Origin of the sequence: Streptomyces avidinii, from assembly GCF_045161815.1 — a bacterium.
GTDB lineage: Bacteria > Actinomycetota > Actinomycetes > Streptomycetales > Streptomycetaceae > Streptomyces > Streptomyces avidinii.
Genome location: NZ_CP108863.1, coordinates 2,763,212 through 2,785,114, shown reverse-complemented (window position 1 = coordinate 2,785,114; position 21,903 = coordinate 2,763,212). Strand labels below are relative to the sequence as shown.

Annotated in this window: 12 protein-coding genes; 8 read left to right on the top strand and 4 right to left on the bottom strand. The window is 71.8% G+C overall.

The genetic code is table 11. The annotated features are described in order from the left end of the window. Positions 1–9: 9 nt before the first annotated feature. The 8 genes from OG373_RS11945 (at position 10) to OG373_RS11910 (ending at position 13,868) form a co-directional block, all read left to right on the top strand. Positions 10–5,547 carry a HAMP domain-containing protein gene (locus tag OG373_RS11945; protein WP_397738684.1) on the top strand — a complete coding sequence of 1,846 codons (5,538 nt, stop codon included), beginning with the start codon at positions 10–12 and terminating at the stop codon, positions 5,545–5,547. A gap of 274 nt (positions 5,548–5,821) precedes the next feature. Then, positions 5,822–6,505, top strand: a complete 684-nt coding sequence (locus OG373_RS11940) for a two-component system response regulator (RefSeq protein ID WP_397738687.1) — start codon at positions 5,822–5,824, stop codon at positions 6,503–6,505. A gap of 115 nt (positions 6,506–6,620) precedes the next feature. Continuing rightward, positions 6,621–9,416 (top strand): DNA translocase FtsK, encoded by a 2,796-nt coding sequence (locus tag OG373_RS11935; protein ID WP_405438064.1) that lies wholly within the window; start codon positions 6,621–6,623, stop codon positions 9,414–9,416. Between the two features lie 220 nt (positions 9,417–9,636). Further along, positions 9,637–10,533 (top strand): RodZ domain-containing protein, encoded by an 897-nt coding sequence (locus OG373_RS11930; protein WP_405438062.1) that lies wholly within the window; start codon positions 9,637–9,639, stop codon positions 10,531–10,533. 126 nt (positions 10,534–10,659) lie between these two features. Beyond that, positions 10,660–12,150: a 30S ribosomal protein S12 methylthiotransferase RimO gene (rimO, locus tag OG373_RS11925; protein WP_030729176.1), complete on the top strand. Its 1,491-nt coding sequence runs from the start codon at positions 10,660–10,662 to the stop codon at positions 12,148–12,150. Continuing rightward, complete coding sequence (gene pgsA / locus OG373_RS11920; protein WP_405438060.1) at positions 12,147–12,815, top strand: CDP-diacylglycerol--glycerol-3-phosphate 3-phosphatidyltransferase; 669 nt, start codon at positions 12,147–12,149, stop codon at positions 12,813–12,815. The genes rimO and pgsA overlap by 4 nt, the downstream gene beginning before the upstream one ends. Then, positions 12,812–13,378 carry a CinA family protein gene (locus OG373_RS11915; protein WP_405438058.1) on the top strand — a complete coding sequence of 189 codons (567 nt, stop codon included), beginning with the start codon at positions 12,812–12,814 and terminating at the stop codon, positions 13,376–13,378. Before pgsA ends, OG373_RS11915 begins: the two co-directional genes overlap by 4 nt. Before the next feature lie 109 nt (positions 13,379–13,487). After that, entirely contained in the window at positions 13,488–13,868 is a 381-nt protein-coding gene (locus tag OG373_RS11910; RefSeq protein ID WP_030389368.1) for a helix-turn-helix domain-containing protein, read from the top strand. Positions 13,869–14,315: 447 nt separating this feature from the next. Here the strand turns inward: OG373_RS11910 and OG373_RS11905 are convergent, their stop codons facing one another. From OG373_RS11905 to OG373_RS11890, 4 genes are all read right to left on the bottom strand, one after another. Further along, the gene (locus OG373_RS11905; RefSeq protein ID WP_397738698.1) at positions 14,316–15,086 is read right to left on the bottom strand and encodes an SDR family NAD(P)-dependent oxidoreductase; all 771 of its coding nucleotides are present in this window, start codon (positions 15,084–15,086) and stop codon (positions 14,316–14,318) included. Between the two features lie 127 nt (positions 15,087–15,213). Beyond that, a complete protein-coding gene (locus tag OG373_RS11900; RefSeq protein WP_405438055.1) occupies positions 15,214–16,008 on the bottom strand; it encodes an Fpg/Nei family DNA glycosylase in 795 nt (264 codons plus the stop codon). Between the two features lie 465 nt (positions 16,009–16,473). After that, entirely contained in the window at positions 16,474–17,145 is a 672-nt protein-coding gene (locus OG373_RS11895; RefSeq protein WP_405438054.1) for a hypothetical protein, read from the bottom strand. A gap of 155 nt (positions 17,146–17,300) precedes the next feature. After that, a complete protein-coding gene (locus tag OG373_RS11890) occupies positions 17,301–21,890 on the bottom strand; it encodes an ATP-dependent helicase (protein ID WP_405438052.1) in 4,590 nt (1,529 codons plus the stop codon). Positions 21,891–21,903 lie beyond the last annotated feature (13 nt).

Sequence of the window (21,903 nt, the reverse complement as noted above, 5' to 3'; positions counted from 1 at the left end):
AGGGACACGGTGGAGTCTGGCGCAGCGGTGCGGCGTACGGGAACGCGGCCGAAGGGCGGACGTTCCCGGCGCAGTGGCACGACGGAGGTCGATACCGCCGCTCTCAACCGGCTGCTCACGGCCCTGGTGTCGATGCGGGACGGGAATTTCCGCAAGCGGCTGACGGTGTCCGGCGAGGGCGTGATGGCGGAGATCGCCGCCGTCTACAACGAGGTCGCCGACCGTAACCTCCACCTGACCGGGGAGCTGTCCCGGGTGCGGCGGATGGTGGGTCGTGAGGGGAAGCTGAGCGAACGGCTGGAAACCGGTGCCTGCGAGGGTTCCTGGGCGGCCGCGATCGATGCCTCGAACCAGTTGGTGGACGATCTGGCCCGGCCGGTGTCCGAGGTGGGCCGGGTGCTGTCGGCGGTGGCCGAGGGTGATCTGGACCAGCGGATGGATCTGCGGACGCAGGCGGCCGAGGGGGCCGGGCATCCGCTGCGCGGGGAGTTCCTGAAGGTCGGACGTACGGTCAACAACCTGGTCGACCAGCTGTCCGCGTTCACCGACGAGGTGACGCGTGTGGCGCTGGAGGTGGGTACCGAGGGCAAGCTCGGTGGTCAGGCCCAGGTGCGCGGGATGTCGGGATCCTGGAAGGATCTGACCGACTCCGTCAACACGATGGCGTACCGGCTCACCGCTCAGGTGCGTGATATCGCTCTCGTCACGACGGCGGTCGCCAAGGGCGATCTGTCGCGCAAGGTCACGGTTCACGTGGCCGGCGAGATGCTCCAGCTGAAGAACACCGTGAACACGATGGTGGACCAGCTGTCGTCCTTCTCCTCCGAGGTGACCCGCGTCGCCCGCGAGGTGGGTACGGAGGGCGAGCTGGGCGGCCAGGCGAAGGTGCCCGGGGTCGCGGGTGTGTGGAAGGACCTGACCGACTCGGTCAACACCATGGCCGGGAACCTGACGGCCCAGGTGCGCGGGATCGCCCAGGTGACGACGGCGGTCGCGAACGGTGACCTGTCGCAGAAGGTACGTGTGAGCGCGCGCGGCGAGGTGGCGCAGCTGGCCGAAACGATCAATCAGATGACCGAGACGCTGCGGACCTTCGCGGACGAGGTCACGCGCGTGGCGAGCGAGGTCGGGGCCAAGGGCCTGCTGGGCGGCCAGGCGCAGGTGCCGGGTGCGGCGGGGACGTGGAAGGACCTCACCGATTCGGTGAACACGGTCTTCCGCAACCTCACGACCCAGGTGCGGGACATCGCGCAGGTGACGACGGCGGTGGCCAACGGCGACCTGTCGCAGAAGGTCACGGTCGACGTGGCCGGCGAGATGCTGGAGCTGAAGAACACCGTCAACACGATGGTGGACCAGCTGTCGTCCTTCGGCGCGGAAGTGACGCGTGTGGCCCGTGAGGTCGGCGTCGAGGGTGAGCTGGGCGGCCAGGCGCAGGTGCCGGGTGCCGCCGGGACGTGGAAGGACCTCACCGATTCGGTGAACACCGCCTTCCGCAACCTCACCGGGCAGGTCCGCAACATCGCCCAGGTGACGACGGCGGTGGCCAACGGCGATCTGTCGCAGAAGGTCACCGTGGACGTCTCCGGCGAGATGCTCCAGCTGAAGAACACCGTGAACACGATGGTGGACCAGCTGTCCTCCTTCGCCGACCAGGTCACGCGGATGGCGCGGGACGTGGGTACGGAGGGCCGTCTCGGCGGTCAGGCCCGGGTGGAGGGGGTGTCCGGCACCTGGAAGGAGCTCACCGACTCCGTCAACTTCATGGCCGGGAACCTGACGTCGCAGGTGCGCCAGATCGCCCAGGTGACGACGGCGGTGGCCCGGGGCGACCTGTCCCAGAAGATCGACGTGGACGCCCGGGGCGAGATCCTGGAGCTGAAGAACACCATCAACACGATGGTCGACCAGCTCTCGGCCTTCGCCGAGCAGGTGACCCGGGTGGCGCGGGACGTGGGTACGGAGGGCCGCCTCGGCGGCCAGGCGCAGGTGCCCGGGGTGGCCGGCGTATGGCGCGACCTGACGGATTCCGTGAACGGCATGGCCGGCAACCTGACCTCGCAGGTGCGCAACATCGCGCAGGTCGCGACCGCGGTGGCCCGCGGTGACCTCTCGCAGAAGATCGACGTGGACGCCCGGGGCGAGATCCTGGAGCTGAAGAACACCCTCAACACGATGGTCGACCAGCTCTCGAACTTCGCGGAGCAGGTGACGCGGGTGGCGCGCGAGGTGGGCACCGAGGGCATCCTCGGCGGCCAGGCGGAGGTGAAGGGGGTCTCCGGTACCTGGAAGGACCTCACCCAGTCCGTCAACTTCATGGCGAACAACCTGACGTCCCAGGTGCGCAACATCGCCGAGGTGACCACTGCGGTGGCCATGGGCGACCTCTCCAAGAAGATCACCGTCGATGCCAAGGGCGAGATCCTGGAACTGGTCACCACCGTCAACACGATGGTGGACCAGCTGTCGTCGTTCGCGGAGCAGGTGACGCGGGTGGCCCGTGAGGTGGGCTCCGAGGGCATCCTCGGTGGTCAGGCCAGGGTGCGCGGGGTGACGGGCATCTGGAAGGACCTGACCGACAACGTCAACCTGATGGCCAACAACCTGACCTCCCAGGTGCGCAACATCTCCCAGGTCTCGGCGGCGGTCGCCAACGGTGACCTGACGAAGAAGGTCACGGTGGAGGCGCGCGGCGAGGTCGCGCAGCTCGCCGACACCGTCAACACGATGGTGAAGACGCTGTCGTCCTTCGCGGACGAGGTGACGCGGGTGGCCCGTGAGGTGGGTACGGAGGGCCGCCTGGGCGGTCAGGCGCACGTGCCGGGCGTCTCGGGGACGTGGAAGGACCTCACCGACTCGGTGAACTTCATGGCCTCCAACCTCACCGGTCAGGTGCGGCAGATCGCCATGGTCACGACCGCCATCGCCAAGGGCGACATGACCAAGAAGATCGACATCGACGCCCGCGGCGAGATCCTGGAGCTCAAGACCACCATCAACACGATGGTCGACCAGCTGTCCTCCTTCGCCGACCAGGTGACCCGGGTGGCCCGCGAGGTGGGCACCGAGGGCATCCTGGGCGGCCAGGCCCGTGTCCGGGACGTCGACGGCACCTGGCGGGACCTGACCGAGTCCGTGAACGAGATGGCCGGGAACCTCACCCGGCAGGTGCGCGCGATCGCGGCCGTGGCCACCGCGGTGACCCGCGGCGACCTCAACCTGAAGATCGACGTGGACGCGGCGGGCGAGATCCAGGTCCTCCAGGACAACATCAACACCATGATCGCGAACCTGCGCGACACGACCTTGGCCAACAAGGAGCAGGACTGGCTCAAGGGCAACCTCGCCCGCATCTCCGCGCTGATGCAGGGCCGCCGGGAGCTCGACGACGTGGCCTCGCTGATCATGAGCGAGCTGACCCCGGTGGTCTCCGCGCAGCACGGTGCCTTCTTCCTGGCGCTGCCGGCCGGCGGCACCACCGAGATCGGGACGGAGGGCGGCGCGGACGGCTCGTACGAGCTGCGGATGCGCGGCAGTTACGCGTACGCGGGCGGCCAGATGCCGATCTCCTTCCGGCCGGGAGAGGGGCTGATCGGGGCGGTCGCCGAGGAGAAGCGGATGATCCTCGTCGAGAACACCCCGCCGGGCTACCTGAAGATCTCCTCGGGTCTGGGCGAGGCGCCGCCGGCGCACGTGATCGTGCTGCCGGTGCTCTTCGAGGGGAAGGTGCTCGGCGTCATCGAGCTGGCCTCCTTCACGCCCTTCACGCAGATCCAGAAGGACTTCCTCAGCCAGATCGCCGAGATGATCGGTACGAGCGTCAACACCATCAGCGTCAACTCCAAGACGGAGATGCTGCTGAAGCAGTCGCAGGAGATGACCGAGCAGCTGCGCGAGCGCTCCGACGAGCTGGAGAACCGGCAGAAGGCGCTGCAGGCCGCCAACGCGGAGCTGGAGGAGAAGGCCGAGCTGCTGGCCCAGCAGAACCGCGACATCGAGGTGAAGAACACCGAGATCGAGGAGGCCCGGCAGGTCCTGGAGGAGCGCGCCGAGCAGCTCGCGGTCTCGATGCGCTACAAGTCCGAGTTCCTGGCGAACATGTCGCACGAGCTGCGGACCCCGCTCAACTCGCTGCTGATCCTGGCCAAGCTGCTCGCCGACAACGCGGACGGCAACCTGTCGCCGAAGCAGGTGGAGTTCGCCGAGACCATCCACGGCGCGGGTTCGGACCTGTTGCAGCTGATCAACGACATCCTCGACCTGTCGAAGGTCGAGGCCGGGAAGATGGACGTCTCGCCGACCCGGATCGCGCTGGTCCAGCTCGTGGACTACGTCGAGGCGACCTTCCGGCCGCTGACCGCGGAGAAGGGCCTGGACTTCTCGGTACGGGTCTCCCCGGAGCTGCCCGCCACCCTGCACACCGACGAGCAGCGGCTGCTCCAGGTGCTGCGCAACCTGCTGTCGAACGCGGTGAAGTTCACCGACAGCGGGGCCGTGGAGCTGGTGATCAGGCCGGCCGGCGCCGATGTGCCGATGGCGATCCGCGAGCAGCTGCTGGAGGCCGGTTCGCTGCGGGAGGCGGACGCCGACCTGATCGCCTTCTCGGTCACCGACACCGGGATCGGGATCGCCGCGAGCAAGATGCTGGTGATCTTCGAGGCGTTCAAGCAGGCGGACGGGACGACGAGCCGCAAGTACGGCGGCACCGGGCTGGGGCTGTCGATCAGCCGGGAGATCGCCCGGCTGCTCGGCGGGGAGATCCACGCGGCGAGCGAGCCGGGCCGCGGGTCCACCTTCACGCTGTACCTGCCGCTGCACCCGAGCGAGCTGCCCCCGCAGGGGTACGCGCCGCCGACCCCCGGTGGTGCCCGCGGTGAGCTGTACCGCAGGTCGCTGGACGGGGGGCGGCCCGTGCTCCCCGGGAACCAGGCCGGGCAGCCCGCGTCCGTCCCGTCGGTGCAGGCGCAGCCGGTGCGGCCGGCGCTGTCGGCCGCCGAGCCGGCCGCGCAGGGGCAGGGCGGCGGGGCCGCGCTGTTCCGGCGGCGGCGCAAGACGGCGAGCGATCTGGAGCCGCGTACGGCGGTGCCCGGGCAGCCGAACGTGGTGGGGGCCGAGGACGGCTGGGGCAGCGTGGACGAGGAGCTTCCGGTGGTGCCCCGGACGTACGACTTCCACGGCGAGAAGGTGCTGATCGTCGACGACGACGTACGCAACGTCTTCGCGCTCACCAGCGTGCTGGAGCAGCACGGGCTGGCCGTGCTGTATGCGGAGAACGGCCGGGAGGGCATCGAAGTCCTGGAGCAGCACGACGATGTGACGGTCGTGCTGATGGACATCATGATGCCCGAGATGGACGGGTACGCGACGACCTCGGCGATCCGGCGGATGCCGCAGTTCGCCGGGCTGCCGATCATCGCGCTGACGGCGAAGGCGATGAAGGGGGACCGGGAGAAGGCGATCGACTCCGGGGCTTCCGACTATGTCACCAAGCCGGTCGATCCCGACTACCTGCTGTCGGTGATGGAGCAGTGGATGCGCGGCAAGTGATCGCGGGGAGAGTGGACGGAGGCCCGTAGCTGACTCGCTGTGCCCGAAGCGGTATGGAAGAGCGGTGAACGGGGAACCTTCTGCTCTCCCACCACGTTTCTGCTTCGTGCACAGTGACATCTTGGTGACAGGGTGTGGCGATCTCGGGACTGGGGCTACGATGACCGGCACAAGGACGGACGGCGCAAGGATGCCGTCCTCTGGGGCGGGGCCCGGCGCACAGGCCGGAGCCCGGAGCCGGGGAGGCCCCATGCCGGGGCGAGGAGGACAGGGCATGGTGCAGAAGGCCAAGATCCTCCTGGTCGACGACCGGCCGGAGAATCTGCTGGCGCTGGAGGCCATCCTCTCCGCGCTCGATCAGACACTGGTCCGGGCGTCGTCGGGGGAGGAAGCGCTCAAGGCGCTGCTGACGGACGATTTCGCGGTCATCCTGCTGGATGTCCAGATGCCGGGCATGGACGGATTCGAAACCGCCGCGCACATCAAGCGGCGGGAACGGACCCGGGACATCCCGATCATCTTCCTCACCGCGATCAACCACGGTCCGCACCACACCTTCCGCGGTTACGCGGCGGGTGCGGTCGACTACATCTCGAAGCCCTTCGACCCGTGGGTGCTGCGGGCCAAGGTCTCGGTCTTCGTGGAGCTGTACACGAAGAACTGCCAACTGCGCGAGCAGGCGGCCCTGCTGCGGCTCCAGCTGGAGGGCGGCAACGCCAACGGCGTGGACGCCAGCAAGGAGACGGCCGGGCTGCTGGCCGAGCTCTCCGCACGGCTCGCGGCGGTCGAGGAGCAGGCCGAGGCGCTGACCAAGCAGCTCGGCGAGGACTCGGCCGACGCCGGGGTGGTGGCGACCGCGGCGCACTTGGAGCGCAAACTCACCGGGCTGCGGCGGGCACTGGACGCCCTGGAGCCCGGGACCGCCGGAGGGGCTCCGGCCCTGCCCGCGCAGAACTGACCGTACGCGGGTCGGTACTGGCGGTGCGTCAAAGTGCCTACGGAGCCGACGACACAAACGGGTGAAGGGGTGGGCACGCGTGTCCACCGGCGTGCGCACCGGTAACCTCGGCCCCATGGCCTCACGTACGTCCGGTAAGGGTTCCCAGAGCACGGCGGGCACCGCGAAGGGCCGCACCGGCCGTACGGCGGCCCCGGCGAAGAAGGCCGCGCCCGCCCGCAAGCCCGCGGCGAAGAAGGCCGCGGCCGCCAAGCGGGCCCCGGCCAGGAAGGCGGCGGCGAAGCCCGCGCCGTCCCCGACCGGGGGTGTGGTGCGGCTGGTGCGCGCCCTCTGGCTCGGCTGCGCCCACGCGGTCGGCGCCGTCTTCCGCGGGATCGGCCAGGGGGCCAGGAACCTCGACCCGGCCCACCGCAAGGACGGCCTCGCGCTGCTGCTGCTCGCCCTCGCGCTGATCGTCGCCGCCGGTACCTGGTCGAACCTGAGCGGGCCCGTCGGGGATCTCGTCACGATGCTGATCACCGGCCTCTTCGGACGGCTGGACCTGCTCGTACCGATCCTGCTCGGCGTCATGGCGGTGCGTTTCATCCGCCATCCCGAGCAGACCGACGCCAACGGGCGCATCGGCATCGGGCTGTCCGCCCTCGTCATCGGGGTCCTGGGCCTGGTCCACATCGCCTGCGGGGCGCCGGGCCGGGACGAGGGCACGACCGCGATGCAGAACGCGGGCGGGCTCATCGGCTGGGGCGCCTCCAAGCCGCTGATCTTCACCATGGGCGCGCCGCTGGCCGTGCCCATGCTGGTGCTGCTCACGATCTTCGGGCTGCTCGTGGTCACCGCGACCCCGGTCAACGCGATCCCGCAGCGGCTGCGCAGGCTCGGCATCCGGCTCGGGATCATCGCCCCGAACGAGTACGACGAGGGCTACGGGGAGGCCGAGGGCGCCGCCGGGGAGCGGCACGACCCGGAGCAGTGGCGGGCCCGCACCGGAGAGGGCTCCGGCTCGGGCGACCCCGCGGACGAGGCCGAGGAGGCGGCGCTCGCCCGGCGCCGCCGGCCGCGCAGGGCCGCGTCCCGGCCTGGCATGGAGCGGGAGATGGACGCCGTCGACGTGGCGGCGGCGGCCGCCGCCGCGCTGGACGGGGCGGTCTACGGCGGAATGCCGCCCTCCCCGCTCGTCGCCGACCTCACGCAGGGGATCAGCGCCGAGCGGGAGGGTGCGGAGCTCACCGCTCCGGTGCCGACGGCCCGCGGGGAGCGTCCCGTACCGGACGACTCGCCGGGGGGCGCCCTCGAGGCGGCGCCGGAGAACCTCGCCGGGAAGCCGCACGCCACCACCGCGGCGGCCTCCGGCACGCTGTCGGTGCCCGATCTGACCAAGGCCCCGCCGCAGACCCAGGCGCTGCCGCCGCGCGCCGAGCAGCTCCAGCTGCGTGGGGACATCACCTACGCGCTGCCCTCGCTCGACCTCCTGGAGAAGGGCGGGCCCGGCAAGACCCGCAGCGCCGCCAATGACGCGGTGGTCGCCTCGCTGCGCAACGTCTTCACCGAGTTCAAGGTCGACGCGGACGTCACCGGGTTCACCCGCGGCCCGACCGTCACCCGGTACGAGGTCACCCTGGGCGCCGCGGTCAAGGTCGAGCGGATCACCGCCCTGACCAAGAACATCGCCTACGCCGTTGCCTCGCCGGACGTCCGGATCATCAGCCCGATTCCGGGCAAGTCCGCGGTCGGCATCGAGATCCCGAACACCGACCGCGAGATGGTCAACCTGGGTGACGTGCTCCGCCTCGCGGACGCGGCCGAGGACGACCACCCGATGCTGGTCGCGCTCGGCAAGGACGTCGAGGGCGGCTACGTCATGGCCAACCTGGCCAAGATGCCGCACGTGCTGGTCGCCGGCGCCACCGGTTCCGGCAAGTCCTCCTGCATCAATTGCCTCATCACCTCCGTCATGGTCCGGGCCACCCCGGAGGACGTCCGGATGGTGCTCGTGGACCCCAAGCGCGTCGAGCTGACGGCGTACGAGGGCATCCCGCACCTGATCACGCCGATCATCACCAACCCCAAGCGGGCCGCCGAGGCGCTCCAGTGGGTGGTGCGCGAGATGGACCTGCGCTACGACGACCTGGCCGCCTTCGGCTACCGGCACATCGACGACTTCAACCGGGCCATCCGCGACGGCAAGATCAAACTGCCGCCGGGCAGCGAGCGGGAGCTCAGCCCGTACCCGTACCTGTTGGTGATCGTCGACGAGCTGGCGGACCTGATGATGGTCGCCCCGCGCGACGTCGAGGACTCGATCGTCCGCATCACCCAGCTCGCCCGCGCGGCCGGCATCCACCTGGTGCTCGCCACCCAGCGGCCCTCGGTGGACGTGGTCACCGGCCTGATCAAGGCGAACGTGCCCTCGCGCCTCGCCTTCGCCACCTCCTCGCTCGCCGACAGCCGGGTCATCCTCGACCAGCCGGGCGCCGAGAAGCTGATCGGCAAGGGCGACGGGCTGTTCCTGCCCATGGGCGCCAACAAGCCGGTCCGGCTCCAGGGGGCCTTCGTCACCGAGGACGAGATCGCCGGGATCGTCCAGCACTGCAAGGACCAGATGGCGCCCGTCTTCCGGGACGACGTCACCGTCGGGCAGAAGCAGAAGAAGGAGATCGACGAGGACATCGGCGACGACCTGGACCTGCTGTGCCAGGCGGCGGAGCTGGTGGTCTCGACGCAGTTCGGGTCCACCTCGATGCTCCAGCGCAAGCTGCGGGTGGGCTTCGCCAAGGCCGGGCGGCTCATGGACCTCATGGAGTCGCGGGGAATCGTCGGCCCGAGCGAGGGTTCGAAGGCTCGCGACGTCCTGCTGAAGGCCGATGACCTGGACGGAGTGCTCGCCGTCATTCGCGGTGAGGCCCATCCGTAATGAAATCGCGGGCAACCGTTTCCCTTGGGCCCGCGTCAAGTTGAAGAGAGGTGGCGGTACCGCGCACGCGCTCGCGCACAGCGCCGGGCCGCCGCACCGGGGAGGGCCTCCCTTCGCCATTCGGATGGCGTAGGAAGTGCACCCTCCGGTTGCTCCACCCTTTCGTCACCCCCCTAGACTGGACATCCAGCAGGTGGCTACACGCTCGAAAGGCGCCCACGTGTCCATCGGCAACTCCAACTCCCCCGAAGAAGAGCGGCCTTCGACCGACGACCGGTCCGAGGACCGCATCGTCGAACGTCCCGTCGAAGGCCCGTCCATCGGGACGGCCCTCAAGAAGGCCCGGATCGCCGCCGGGCTCACCGTCGACGAGGTCAGTTCCACCACCCGCGTGCGCATCCCGATCGTGCACGCGATCGAAGAGGACGACTTCACGCGGTGCGGCGGCGACGTCTACGCCCGCGGTCACATCCGTACGCTCGCCCGCGCCGTGGGCCTCGATCCGGCACCGCTGGTCGAGAGCTACGACGCGGCCCACGGCGGCCGGCCGGCACCCACGCCCGCCGCGCCGATGTTCGAGGCCGAACGGATCCGCCCCGAACGGCAGCGGCCCAACTGGACCGCGGCCATGGTCGCCGCCATCGTCGCCGTGATCGGCTTCGTCGGCTTCACCGCCTTCAGCGGTGGCGACGAGAAGGACAAGCGCCCGGTGGCGGAAGGTTCCGCCTCGCCCAAGCCCGCACCCAAGCAGAGCGGCGCCAAGCCGGTCGGCCAGCCCCCGCAGACCCCGCAGGCGCCCAAGCCGGAGCCCTCGGACAGTGCGATCGCCGCCGCGCCCAAGGACCTCGTCACCGTGGTCCTGACGGCCGACAAGGGCGAGAGCTGGATCTCCGCGAAGGACTCCACCGGCCGGCTGCTCTTCGACGGCACCCTCGCGCAGGGTGAGTCCAAGACCTTCACCGACAAGGAGTCCGTCGACCTCGTGCTCGGCGACGCCGGCGCCGTGAAGCTGTTCGTGAACGGCAAGGAGATCAAGGACGACTTCCAGTCCGGTCAGGTGGAGCGGCTGAAATACACGAAGGCCGACCCTCTCCAGGATCAGCCCCAGGCGGGCTGACGCGGGACCGCCCTAGGGCGGAAGGCTTGAATCCGGATCCCCGGGGTGCTGCGCCGCACCCCGGGGATCTTGCTGTACGGGGACTTGCGGCAGGGGCCGACGCCGGGACGAAGTAGTCTTGAGTCCATGCCCGAACGCCGTACCGTCGCCCTTGTCACTCTTGGCTGCGCCCGTAACGAGGTGGACTCGGAGGAGCTCGCAGGCCGCTTGGCGGCGGATGGCTGGGAGCTCGTCGAGGACGCCGCCGATGCGGACGTAGCCGTCGTCAACACCTGCGGCTTCGTCGAAGCCGCCAAAAAGGACTCCGTAGACGCCCTCCTGGAAGCCAACGATCTCAAGGATCACGGCAAGACCCAGGCCGTCGTCGCCGTCGGCTGTATGGCCGAGCGCTACGGCAAGGAACTCGCCGAAGCGCTCCCCGAGGCCGACGGAGTCCTCGGTTTCGACGACTACGCCGACATCTCCGACCGCCTCCAGACCATCCTCAACGGTGGCATCCACGCCTCCCACACCCCGCGCGACCGGCGCAAGCTGCTGCCGATCAGCCCGGCCGAGCGCCAGGCCGCCGAGGTCTCCCTCCCGGGCCACGCCCAGGAGCCGGTCGCCGAGGCCCCCGCCGACCTGCCGGACGGGCTCGCGCCCGCCTCGGGTCCGCGCGCGCCCCTGCGCCGCCGCCTGGACAAGAGCCCCGTCGCCTCGGTCAAGCTGGCCTCCGGCTGCGACCGGCGCTGCTCCTTCTGCGCCATCCCGTCCTTCCGCGGCTCCTTCATCTCCCGCCGCCCCAGCGACGTGCTGGGCGAGACCCGCTGGCTGGCCGAGCAGGGCGTCAAGGAGATCATGCTGGTCTCCGAGAACAACACCTCGTACGGCAAGGACCTCGGCGACATCCGGCTGCTGGAGACCCTGCTGCCCGAGCTGGCCGAGGTCGACGGCATCGAGCGCGTCCGCGTCAGCTACCTCCAGCCCGCCGAGATGCGGCCCGGCCTGATCGACGTACTCACCTCGACCCCCAAGGTCGTGCCGTACTTCGACCTGTCCTTCCAGCACTCGGCCCCCGACGTGCTGCGCTCCATGCGCCGCTTCGGTGACACCGACCGCTTCCTGGAGCTGCTGGACACCATCCGCTCCAAGGCCCCGACGGCCGGCGTCCGCTCCAACTTCATCGTCGGCTTCCCCGGCGAGAAGGAATCGGACTTCGCCGAGCTGGAGCGTTTCCTCACCCACGCGCGCCTCGATGCCATCGGCGTCTTCGGCTACTCGGACGAGGACGGCACCGAGGCCGTCACCTACGAGAACAAGCTGGACGAGGACACCATCGCCGAGCGGCTGGCCCACATGCAGCGGCTCGCCGAGGAGCTCACCTCGCAGCGTGCCGAGGAGCGCATCGGGGAGACCCTGGAGGTACTCGTCGAGACCGTGGAAGCGGTCGACGAGGACGGCGAGGGCGCTTACGGGCGCGCCGCGCACCAGGCGCCCGAAACGGACGGCCAGGTGGTCTTCACCGACAGCACGGGCCTCGTCCCGGGGCGTATCGTCACGGCAAAGGTGGTCGGCACCCTGGGCGTGGACCTGGTGGCCGAGCCGCTCGGCATGGATCTTGAGGAGGCGGCCGGATGACCGGAGTCCCGGCATCTGCGGCGGGCGAGGCCGGCCGCCGGCCCGTACCCGGCGCGAAGCTGGGGGCCGCGGCGGTCAATCAGGCCAGCCTGTGGAACATTGCCAACATCCTGACGATGATCCGGCTCGTGCTGGTGCCGGGCTTCGTGTTCCTGCTCCTCGCCGAGGGCGGCTACGACCCGGCCTGGCGGGCCTGGGCCTGGGCCGCCTTCGCCGTCGCCATGATCACGGACATCTTCGACGGGCACCTCGCCCGGACGTACAACCTGGTCACGGACTTCGGCAAGATCGCCGACCCCATCGCCGACAAGGCGATCATGGGGTCGGCGCTGATCTGCCTCTCCTGGCTCGGTGACCTCCCCTGGTGGGTGACCGGGGTGATCCTCGGCCGGGAGCTCGGAATCACGCTGCTGCGCTTCTGGGTCATCCGCTACGGAGTGATTCCGGCCAGCCGCGGCGGCAAGCTGAAGACCCTGGCCCAGGGGACGGCCGTGGGCATGTACGTACTCGCGCTGACCGGGGCGCTGGCGAGCATGCGCTTCTGGGTGATGGCGATCGCCGTCGTGCTGACCGTCGTCACCGGTTTGGACTACATCCGGCAGGCGGTCGTGCTGCGCCGCCAGGGTCTCGCCGCGGAGCGGGCTGCGGAGCGGGCCGCGAGGTGACGTACGCGGCGGGGGATTCTCCGGGGGCCGCATCCGGTTCCGGAGCGGCGGATGCGACCGGAGCGGCTGCGGAAGCGCTGCGGCTGCTGACGGAGAGTGACCAGACCCTCGCCGTGGCGGAATCCCTGACCGGCGGCATGGTGGCCGCCGACCTCACCGCCGTCCCCGGCGCCTCCCGATCCTTCCGTGGCTCGGTGACGGCCTACGCGACGGAGATCAAGCACCTGGTCCTCGGGGTGGACGCGGGGCTGCTGGAAGCCGAAGGCGCGGTGAACGCGCAGGTGGCGGCCGAGATGGCGGCCGGCGTTCGGCGGGTCATGGGCGCTTCGTGGGGAATCGCGACCACCGGGGTGGCCGGTCCGGAGCCGCAGGACGGGCAGCCGGTGGGCACCGTTTTCGTCGCGCTGGACGGTCCGGGGGGCAGGAAAACGGTCCGTCTGAGGTTGAAAGGCTCCCGCGCGGAAATTCGTAGGGAGAGTGCACGCACAGTGCTCGGGCTTCTCGCGGACCAACTCCGTGAGAATGCGCGGAGGCAGGATACGGAACAGAACGGGGGGATTTGATGTTTGCAGCCCTGAGTGAACACGACATCGCTCCCCGCACGGCCGCGGCGCGAGGCGGTACGGTGGGGCGTGAAGGATGCGGCTACACGGTCAGAGGAGGGAGCCACCGATGATTCTGCTCCGTCGCCTGCTGGGTGACGTGCTGCGTCGGCAGCGCCAGCGCCAGGGCCGTACTCTGCGCGAAGTCTCCTCGTCGGCCCGAGTTTCTCTCGGCTATCTCTCCGAGGTGGAGCGGGGGCAGAAGGAGGCATCCTCCGAGCTGCTCTCCGCGATCTGCGACGCGTTGGACGTACGGATGTCCGAGCTGATGCGCGAAGTCAGTGACGAGCTGTCGCTGGCCGAGCTGGCACAGTCGGCCGCGGCAAGCGAACCGGTGAGTGTGCCGGTCCGCCCGATGCTCAATTCGGTCTCCATGGCTTCGGTCGCGGGTGGACCGGAGCGGGTGACCATCAAGGCGCCTGCGGAAGCGGTGAATGTCGTAGCCGCGTGAGCGAGCACGTGCGTGTTTGAGCGTGGCCGGAGCCCCGGCCGGTGCCCTGTGCACCGGCCGGGGCTCCCGGCCGTTCTGGGTGCGGGGGCGCGGGGGGTGCGGGAGGATGGGGCCGTCCGGGTCCCGGCCCCTGGGAGGTGGCCGTGCGGCGGTTGCTGCGCGTACCTGCGGTGTCGGCCCTCGCACTGACGGTGGGGGTGCTGTGGTGGTGGGCCGTACTGCGCCTGGTGCTGGCGCCTGCCGAGTCCGGGGCCGTTGAGGGCGCGGTGGCGGTGGGCGGCTGGGGGCTGGGGCTGCTGCCCGTGCACTGCGTGCCGGGCCCGGTGCGCAAGGCGCGGCGGAGGGCGCTGCGGGCGGCCGGCGGGAGCGAGGGCGCCGACGGGGCTGACGGCGCCGACGGGAGCGGCGGGGGCGGCCTGGGCGACGGGGGCGACCGGAGCCGCGGGGCTACCACGGCATGGACACCCCACCGTTCGGGCGAAGGATCTGACCGGTCATGAAGGACGAGGCGTCCGAGGCCAGGTAGAGCACCGCCCGGGCGATGTCCTCGGGCTCGCCGACCCGGCGCAGCGGGGACATCCGGACCATCGCCGCCTCGGTCTGCTCCTGGACCTCGGGGCTGTGGCGGCCGGTCATCGGGGTGCGGATCCAGCCCGGGGCGACGGCGTTGACCCGTATGCCGTGCGGGCCGGCCTCGGTGGCGAGGGTCTTGGTCAGCTGGACCACGGCGGCCTTGGCGGCGCTGTAGCAGAGCAGGCCGGGCTGGGCGGCGTCCACGGCCCCGGAGGCCATGGTGACGATCGAGCCCGGGCGGCCTGACGCGATCATGGCGCGGGCGGCCTCCTGGCAGGTGCGCAGGACCCCCTTGAAGTTGATGTCGAGGATCCGGTCGAGGTCCTCGTCGGCCGTCTCCAGGACGCTGCTCGTGTGCATGACCCCGGCGATGGCCGCCGTGATGTCGAGCGGGCCCGCCGCGGTGACGGCCGCCCGGAGCGCGGCCCGGTCCGTGACGTCGAGGGGGTGGACGGTTGCGGCGCCGCCGGCCTTGGTGACGAGGGCGGCCGTCTCGGCGAGTCCCTGCTCGTCGCGGTCCGCGCAGTGCACGTGGGCTCCCGCCTCGGCGAGGAGGACGGCGGTGGCCCGGCCGATGCCGCTGGCGGCGCCGGTGATCAGGGCGGTGCGGCCGGTGAGTCCGTACGGGGCTGTGGGTGTGGGCATGCCGGGACCGTACGACCGGATCTGACGGAGCGTCAATCGTTGTGCCCGTCGCGTTCTGCCGCGGCGTTCATGGCAGGTTCCGTCCCGCCGAGTTCCGTCCCGGCGCGTCCTGTTGCCTGGACAGGCTCTACGGCGTCGGGCCCGACTGGCAGCGGGGGCACCAGTAGGTGGGGCGGCCGTCCTGGGGGGCCTCGCGGACGGGGGTGCCGCAGCGCAGGCAGGGGCGGTGGGCGCGGCCGTAGACGAAGAGGTCCTGGCCGGGGTGACGACTGCCGGTCGTGTTGCGGGGGCCGGGCCGTTCGCCGGTGTTCGCGGACAGCAGGCGGTGGGCGGCGGAGGCCAGCCGGGGGAGGGCCGATTCGGGGAGCGTGCCGACCGGGGTCCACGGGGTGACCTGGGCCAGGAAGCAGAGCTCGGCCTTGTAGATGTTGCCGATCCCGGCGAGGTTGCGCTGATCGAGCAGGGCCTCGCCCAGGGGGCGCTCGGGGGCAGCGAGGAGGTTGGCGGCGGCGCGGGCGGGATCCCAGTCCGGGCCGAGGAGATCGGGGCCGAGGTGGCCCACGGCGCGGTCCTCCTCGGCGGTGCGGATCAGTTCCAGGACGGGGAGGCGGTAGCCGACGGCGGTGTGGTCGGCCGTGCCGAGGACGGCCCGGATCTCGTGGGCCGGGCCGCCGTGCCACTTCTCGCCGGCGGCGAAGACGTGCCAGGCGCCGTCCATCCGGAGGTGGCTGTGCAGGGTGAGGCCGCCCTCGAAGCGGGCGAGGAGGTGTTTGCCGCGCGGGGTGACGTCGAGGGTGAGGCGGCCGGTGAGGTCGGCGGTGGCGAAGCGGGGGACGCGCAGGTCGCTGCGGGTGAGGGTGCGGCCTGCCAGGGCGGTGTGGAGCCGGGTCGCCGCGCGCCGGATGCTGTCGCCTTCGGGCATGCCCTCATTGTGCGCTCCCGGAGCCCCGCCCCGGCGCGTGCCTCCGCTTCGCGCGGGTCGGCGGCGCGAGGGCGCGTGGCGGCCCGGCTGCGGCGCTCCACGCCGTCCTCGAGGTCACCGCCGGGCGGGCTCTGGGCGCGCTCCGCGCGCGGCCTGCGGGGCCCGCGGGGCGAGGGCGTGGCCCGGGCCCCGGACCGCCGGCCCGGTGCCCGGCTGCGGCGGAGTCCACGGCTCTCTCGCCGGCCGACGCGGGAAGGCGCTTCGCGTGGCGCCGGCCCTGGACCGAAGCCGCATCCGCAGCCGGGACCGGTCCGAGCCGCCGGAGGCCGGCTGCGGCTTCGAGGCCGGGGCCGCCCTGCGGGCGGCCTCCGGCGGCGTGGCCTCCGGCGGGGCGGGGTGCGTGGAGCTCGCGCCGGGATGTCACGCCCGGCGGTGGGGGCCCGCAGGCTGCGGGCCCCGGCGGGGCTACTTCCAGGTGATGCCCTTGCCGTTGCTGATCGAGTTGTACGGGTTGCCCCAGTACTCGGCGCCGGCGACCTTCACCTGGGCCGACGGGGCGAGGGCGATCGCACAACTCGTCTGCGTCTGGCCGTTGGTGAAGCCCTTCGGCATGGACTCGTCCTTGCACTTCTCGAACTTGCCGATGACGGCCAGGCTCTGGGCCTCGCCGCCGTCCCCGAGCAGGCCCCTGACGTGGCCGACCGAGGCGTACGACATGTCCGTGGTGCCGATGTTCTTGACCGTGTAGCGGATGTAGTACGGGACCTTGCCGTTCGCCTTGTCGCCGAGCTTCAGCCCCTCCAGGTCGGCGGGCGTGCCCTGTTCGACCGCGGTGACCGTGAGGGCGAGCCGGCTGCCCTTGAAGTCTCCGTAGTCGTAGGGGATCTCCGCCGCCTCGCCGATCTTGAAGGCCTGGCCGGACTTCGCGGTGCCCGCGGCCCCGGCGGGGGCGCCGCTGCTGCCGGTCGACGGGCCGGCCGGGGCGCCGGAGGTGGCCGGGGCGCTGCCCGGGGTGGATGCGGCCGGCTGCGCCGGGAGTTCTTCGTTGCCGTTCTTGCAGCCGGTCAGGGCCAGGCTGCCGACGACCGCCAGACCGACCGCGCCGAGGGCGGTGTTGCGCATGCTGATGGTGCTCACTCTTCTGCTCCCCCATGAAGGTGCATTGCCAATGCAACGCCTGTGATCATCTTAATAAAGGATCAGTAAGCGAATGCGCCAGCTGAGGAGCCTTCGGGGGCCGTTCTGTGACATGTCCAGGACGCAAGTGGAACACTCGGGGCCGTTTGCGTCTGTCAGGAACGCATACGCAAACCCCTCGGGGTGGCATGGAAACCGGCCGCCTCCAGCGCCGGGCCCAGAGGGGAGGTCAGGGCCGCCTCGGCATTGATCCGCTCCACCGTGAGGGCCGGGAGCGTGCCCGCGCGGGAGGCGGCTGCCAGGGCGGCCGTGGCCGCCGCGAGCCGGGGGTCCTCGGGGGCGGGCCAGGCCAGCAAGGTCTTGCCGCCGCGCTCCAGGTACACGGTGAGCTCCCCGTCGACCAGGACGACCAGGGAGCCCGCCTTGCGGCCCGGTTTGTGGGTGGCCCCGGCCGGGGGCTCGGGCCAGGGCAGGGCCGCCCCGTACGCGTTCGCCGGGTCGGCGGCGGCCAGGACCACCGCCGCCAACGGCGGCGGGGTCCGCTCGGCGGCCCGGAGCCGGTCCACCGCCCCGTCCATCGCGAACTGGGCCGCGCCCAGTCCCTCGACCACATAGCCCCGGCGGGCCTGGCCGCTGTCCTCGAAGGCCGACAGGACGCGGTAGACCGCGCTGAAGCCGCCCTCCACCCCTTCGGCGGCGACCGCCCCGCGCGTCACCACCCCGTGCCGGTCCAGCAGGGTGCGGGCCAGGGCGTGGGCCCGGTGGGTCGGGTCGGGTGCCGTGGCCGGCAGCAGGGACCAGCGCCCGGAGACCGTGGGCGGGCCGGTACGGGACACGGTCGCGCCGAGCGTGCCGTAACGGCCGCGGGGAACCGTACGGCGGGCCCGGTGGGCCGTCGAGCCCGCCGTGCGGCCCGAGCCGAGCAGCGAGCGCAACGGGCCCAGGGTGTCGTTGGTGAGCCGGCCCGACCAGGCAAGGTCCCACACCACCTCGGAGAGCGCGACGTCGGACACCTCGGGGAAGTCGGCGCGGATCGACTGCGCGATCTGCCGGAAGAACAGGCCGTACCCGCCCGCGAGCGATGCCAGGACCGCCTGGTGCAGGGGGCTCTGCTCCAGTGGATGCGGCGGGGGCAGGAGCAGCGGCGCCGCCTCCGCCAGGTAGAGCGAAACCCAGCCGTCCTTGCCCGGGAGGGCTCCGGCGCCCGCCCAGACGACCTCGCCCGCCGTGGTCAGCTCGTCCAGGAGTCCGGGGGAGTACCCGGTCACCCGGGACGGGAGGATCAGGCGCTCCAGCGCCGAGGCAGGGACCGGGGCGCCCTGGAGCTGCTCGATCGCCCGGGCCAGGCCGTCGAGGCCGCGCAGCGCTCCGCCCAGGTGCTGCCACTGCGGGAGGAAGGTGGCCAGCGAGGTCGGCGGGACCGGTTCCAGCTCCTGGCGGAGCGCGGCGAGCGAGCGCCGGCGGAGGCGGCGCAGCACCGTGGCGTCGCACCACTCCTGGCCGATGCCCGCCGGGTGGAACTCGCCCTGCACGACCCGCCCGGCCGCGGCCAGCCGGTGCAGGGCGCCCTCCGTCACTGCCGTGCCCAGGCCGAAGCGGGTGGCGACCGCCGTCGTGGTGAAGGGCCCGTGGGTGCGGGCGTACCGGGCCAGCAGGTCCCCGAGCGGGTCCTTGACCGGCTCGGTGAACGCCTCCGGGACACCGACGGGCAGCGCCGTGCCCAGCGCGTCCCGCAGCCGGCCCGCGTCCTCGATCGCCGCCCAGTGGTCCGCGCCGCCGATCCTGACCGGGATGACACGGCGGGCCGCGGCGAGCTCCTGCGCCCAGGCCGGATCCGCCCCGCGCTCGGTCAACTGGTCCCGCGTCAGCGGTCCCAGCAGGCGCAGCAGGTCGGCCACCGACTCGGGATCCTTGGCCCGCCGGTCCTCGGTGAGCCACTGGAGCTCCCGCTCCAGCTCCTCCAGCACCTGTGCGTCGAGGAGTTCGCGCAGCTCGGCCTGGCCGAGCAGCTCGGCCAGCAGCCGGGAGTCCAGCGACAGCGCGGCCGCCCGGCGCTCGGCCAGCGGCGAGTCGCCCTCGTAGAGGAACTGGGCCACGTACCCGAAGAGGAGGGAACGGGCGAAGGGGGAGGGCTCCGGTGTGGTGACCTCCACCATCCGGACGCGCCGCGCCTCGATGTCACCCATCAGCTCGGTCAGGCCGGGCACGTCGAAGACGTCCTGGAGGCACTCGCGTACGGCTTCCAGCACGATCGGGAAGGAGCCGAACTCCGAGGCCACCTGGAGCAGCTGGGAGGCGCGCTGGCGCTGCTGCCACAGCGGGGTGCGCCGACCGGGACTGCGGCGCGGCAGCAGCAGGGCGCGCGCCGCGCACTCGCGGAAGCGGGAGGCGAACAGCGCGGAGCCGCCCACCTGGTCGGTGACGATCCGGTTGATGTCACCGTGGTCGAAGGCGACGTCGGCCGCGCCCAGCGGAGCCTTCTCGTCGTCGAACTCGAACGCGTGCGGAGCGGCCGGGTCGTGGTCCAGCAGGTCCATGGAGAGCAGGTCCAGGTCGGGCAGGCGGAGCACGATCCCGTCGTCGGCGTGCATCACCTGCGCGTCCATGCCGTACTTCTCGGCGAGGCGGGCGCCCAGTGCCAGCGCCCACGGGGCGTGCACCTGAGCGCCGAAGGGGGAGTGGACCACGACCCGCCAGTCGCCCAGCTCGTCGCGGAACCGCTCGACCAGGATGGTCCGGTCGTCGGGGACGTGGCCGCAGGCCTCGCGCTGTTCGGCGAGGTACGACAGGACGTTCTCGGCGGCCCAGGCGTCCAGGCCGGCCGCCACCAGCCGCAGCCGGGCGTCCTCGTCACTCAGACCGCCGAGCTCACGGAGGAACGCACCGACCGCGCGGCCCAGTTCGAGCGGCCGGCCGAGCTGGTCGCCCTTCCAGAACGGCAACCGGCCCGGCACCCCGGGGGCGGGGGTGACCAGGACCCGGTCGCGGGTGATGTCCTCGATCCGCCACGAGGTGGTGCCGAGCGTGAACACGTCCCCGACGCGGGATTCGTAGACCATCTCCTCGTCGAGCTCGCCGACCCGGCCGCCGCCCTTCTTGGGGTCGGAGCCCGCCAGGAAGACACCGAAGAGACCGCGGTCCGGGATCGTGCCGCCCGAGGTGACCGCGAGGCGCTGGGCCCCCGGCCGGCCCGTGATCGTCCCTGCCACCCGGTCCCAGACCACGCGCGGCCGGAGCTCGGCGAACGCGTCCGACGGATAGCGCCCGGCCAGCATGTCCAGCACCGCCGTGAACGCCGACTCCGGCAGCGCCGCGAAGGGTGCCGCCCGCCGCACCAGGGCCAGCAGGTCGTCCAGCTGCCAGGTGTCCATCGCGACCATCGCGACCAGCTGCTGCGCCAGCACGTCGAGGGGGTTGGAGGGGATCCGCAGGGACTCGATCGCCCCCGTGCGCATCCGCTCGGTGACCACCGCCGCCTGCACCAGGTCGCCGCGGTACTTGGGGAAGACCACCCCGGTGGAGACCGCGCCCACCTGGTGCCCGGCCCGGCCCACCCGCTGCAGCCCGGAGGCCACCGAGGGCGGCGACTCCACCTGCACCACCAGGTCCACCGCGCCCATGTCGATGCCCAGCTCCAGGCTGGAGGTGGCGACCACGGCGGGCAGCCGGCCCGCCTTCAGGTCCTCCTCCACCAGCGCGCGCTGCTCCTTGGACACCGATCCGTGGTGCGCGCGTGCCAGCAGGGGCGGGGCGCCCAGAGCGGCGCCCGACTGGGCCATGATCTCGGCCGGCGGCTTGCCCTCCGGCAGTTTCTCGCCCACGGCCCGCTCGTACGCGATCTCATTGAGCCGGTTGCACAGCCGCTCGGCGAGCCGGCGGGAGTTGGCGAACACGATCGTCGAGCGGTGGGCCTGCACCAGGTCGGCGATCCGCTCCTCCACATGCGGCCAGATCGACGGCTTGTCCCCGCCCTCCTTGCCCTCGGTCGCGGGGGAGCCGCCCAACTCGCCCATGTCCTGCACCGGGACGACCACCGACAGGTCGAACTCCTTGGCCGACGGGGGCTGGACGATCTCCACCCTGCCGCGCGGCGCGAGGTACCGGGCCACCTCGTCCACCGGCCGGACCGTCGCCGACAGACCGATCCGGCGCGCCGGGCGGGGCAGCAGCTCGTCCAGCCGCTCCAGGGAGAGCGCGAGATGGGCGCCGCGCTTGGTCCCGGCGACCGCGTGCACCTCGTCCAGGATCACCGTCTCGATCCCGGTCAGAGCCTCCCGGGCCGCCGAGGTCAGCATCAGGAACAGGGACTCGGGCGTGGTGATGAGGATGTCCGGCGGCCGGGTGGCCAGCGCCCGCCGCTCGGCGGGCGGGGTGTCGCCGGAGCGGATTCCCACCCGGATGTCCGGCTCGGGCAGGCCCAGGCGGACCGACTCCTGGCGGATCCCGGTCAGCGGGCTGCGCAGATTGCGCTCCACGTCGACGGCCAGGGCCTTCAGGGGCGACACGTACAGCACGCGGCAGCGCTTCTTCGACTCCGCGGGCGGCGGGGTCGAGGCGAGCCGGTCGAGGGCGGCGAGGAACGCGGCCAGGGTCTTGCCGGAGCCGGTGGGGGCCACCACCAGCACGTCGGAGCCCTCCCCGATCGCCCGCCACGCGCCCTCCTGCGCGGCCGTGGGCGTGACGAAGGCCCCCGTGAACCACGAGCGGGTCGCGGGGGAGAACGAGTCGAGCGCAGCGCCTGCCATGCCCCCATCGTGC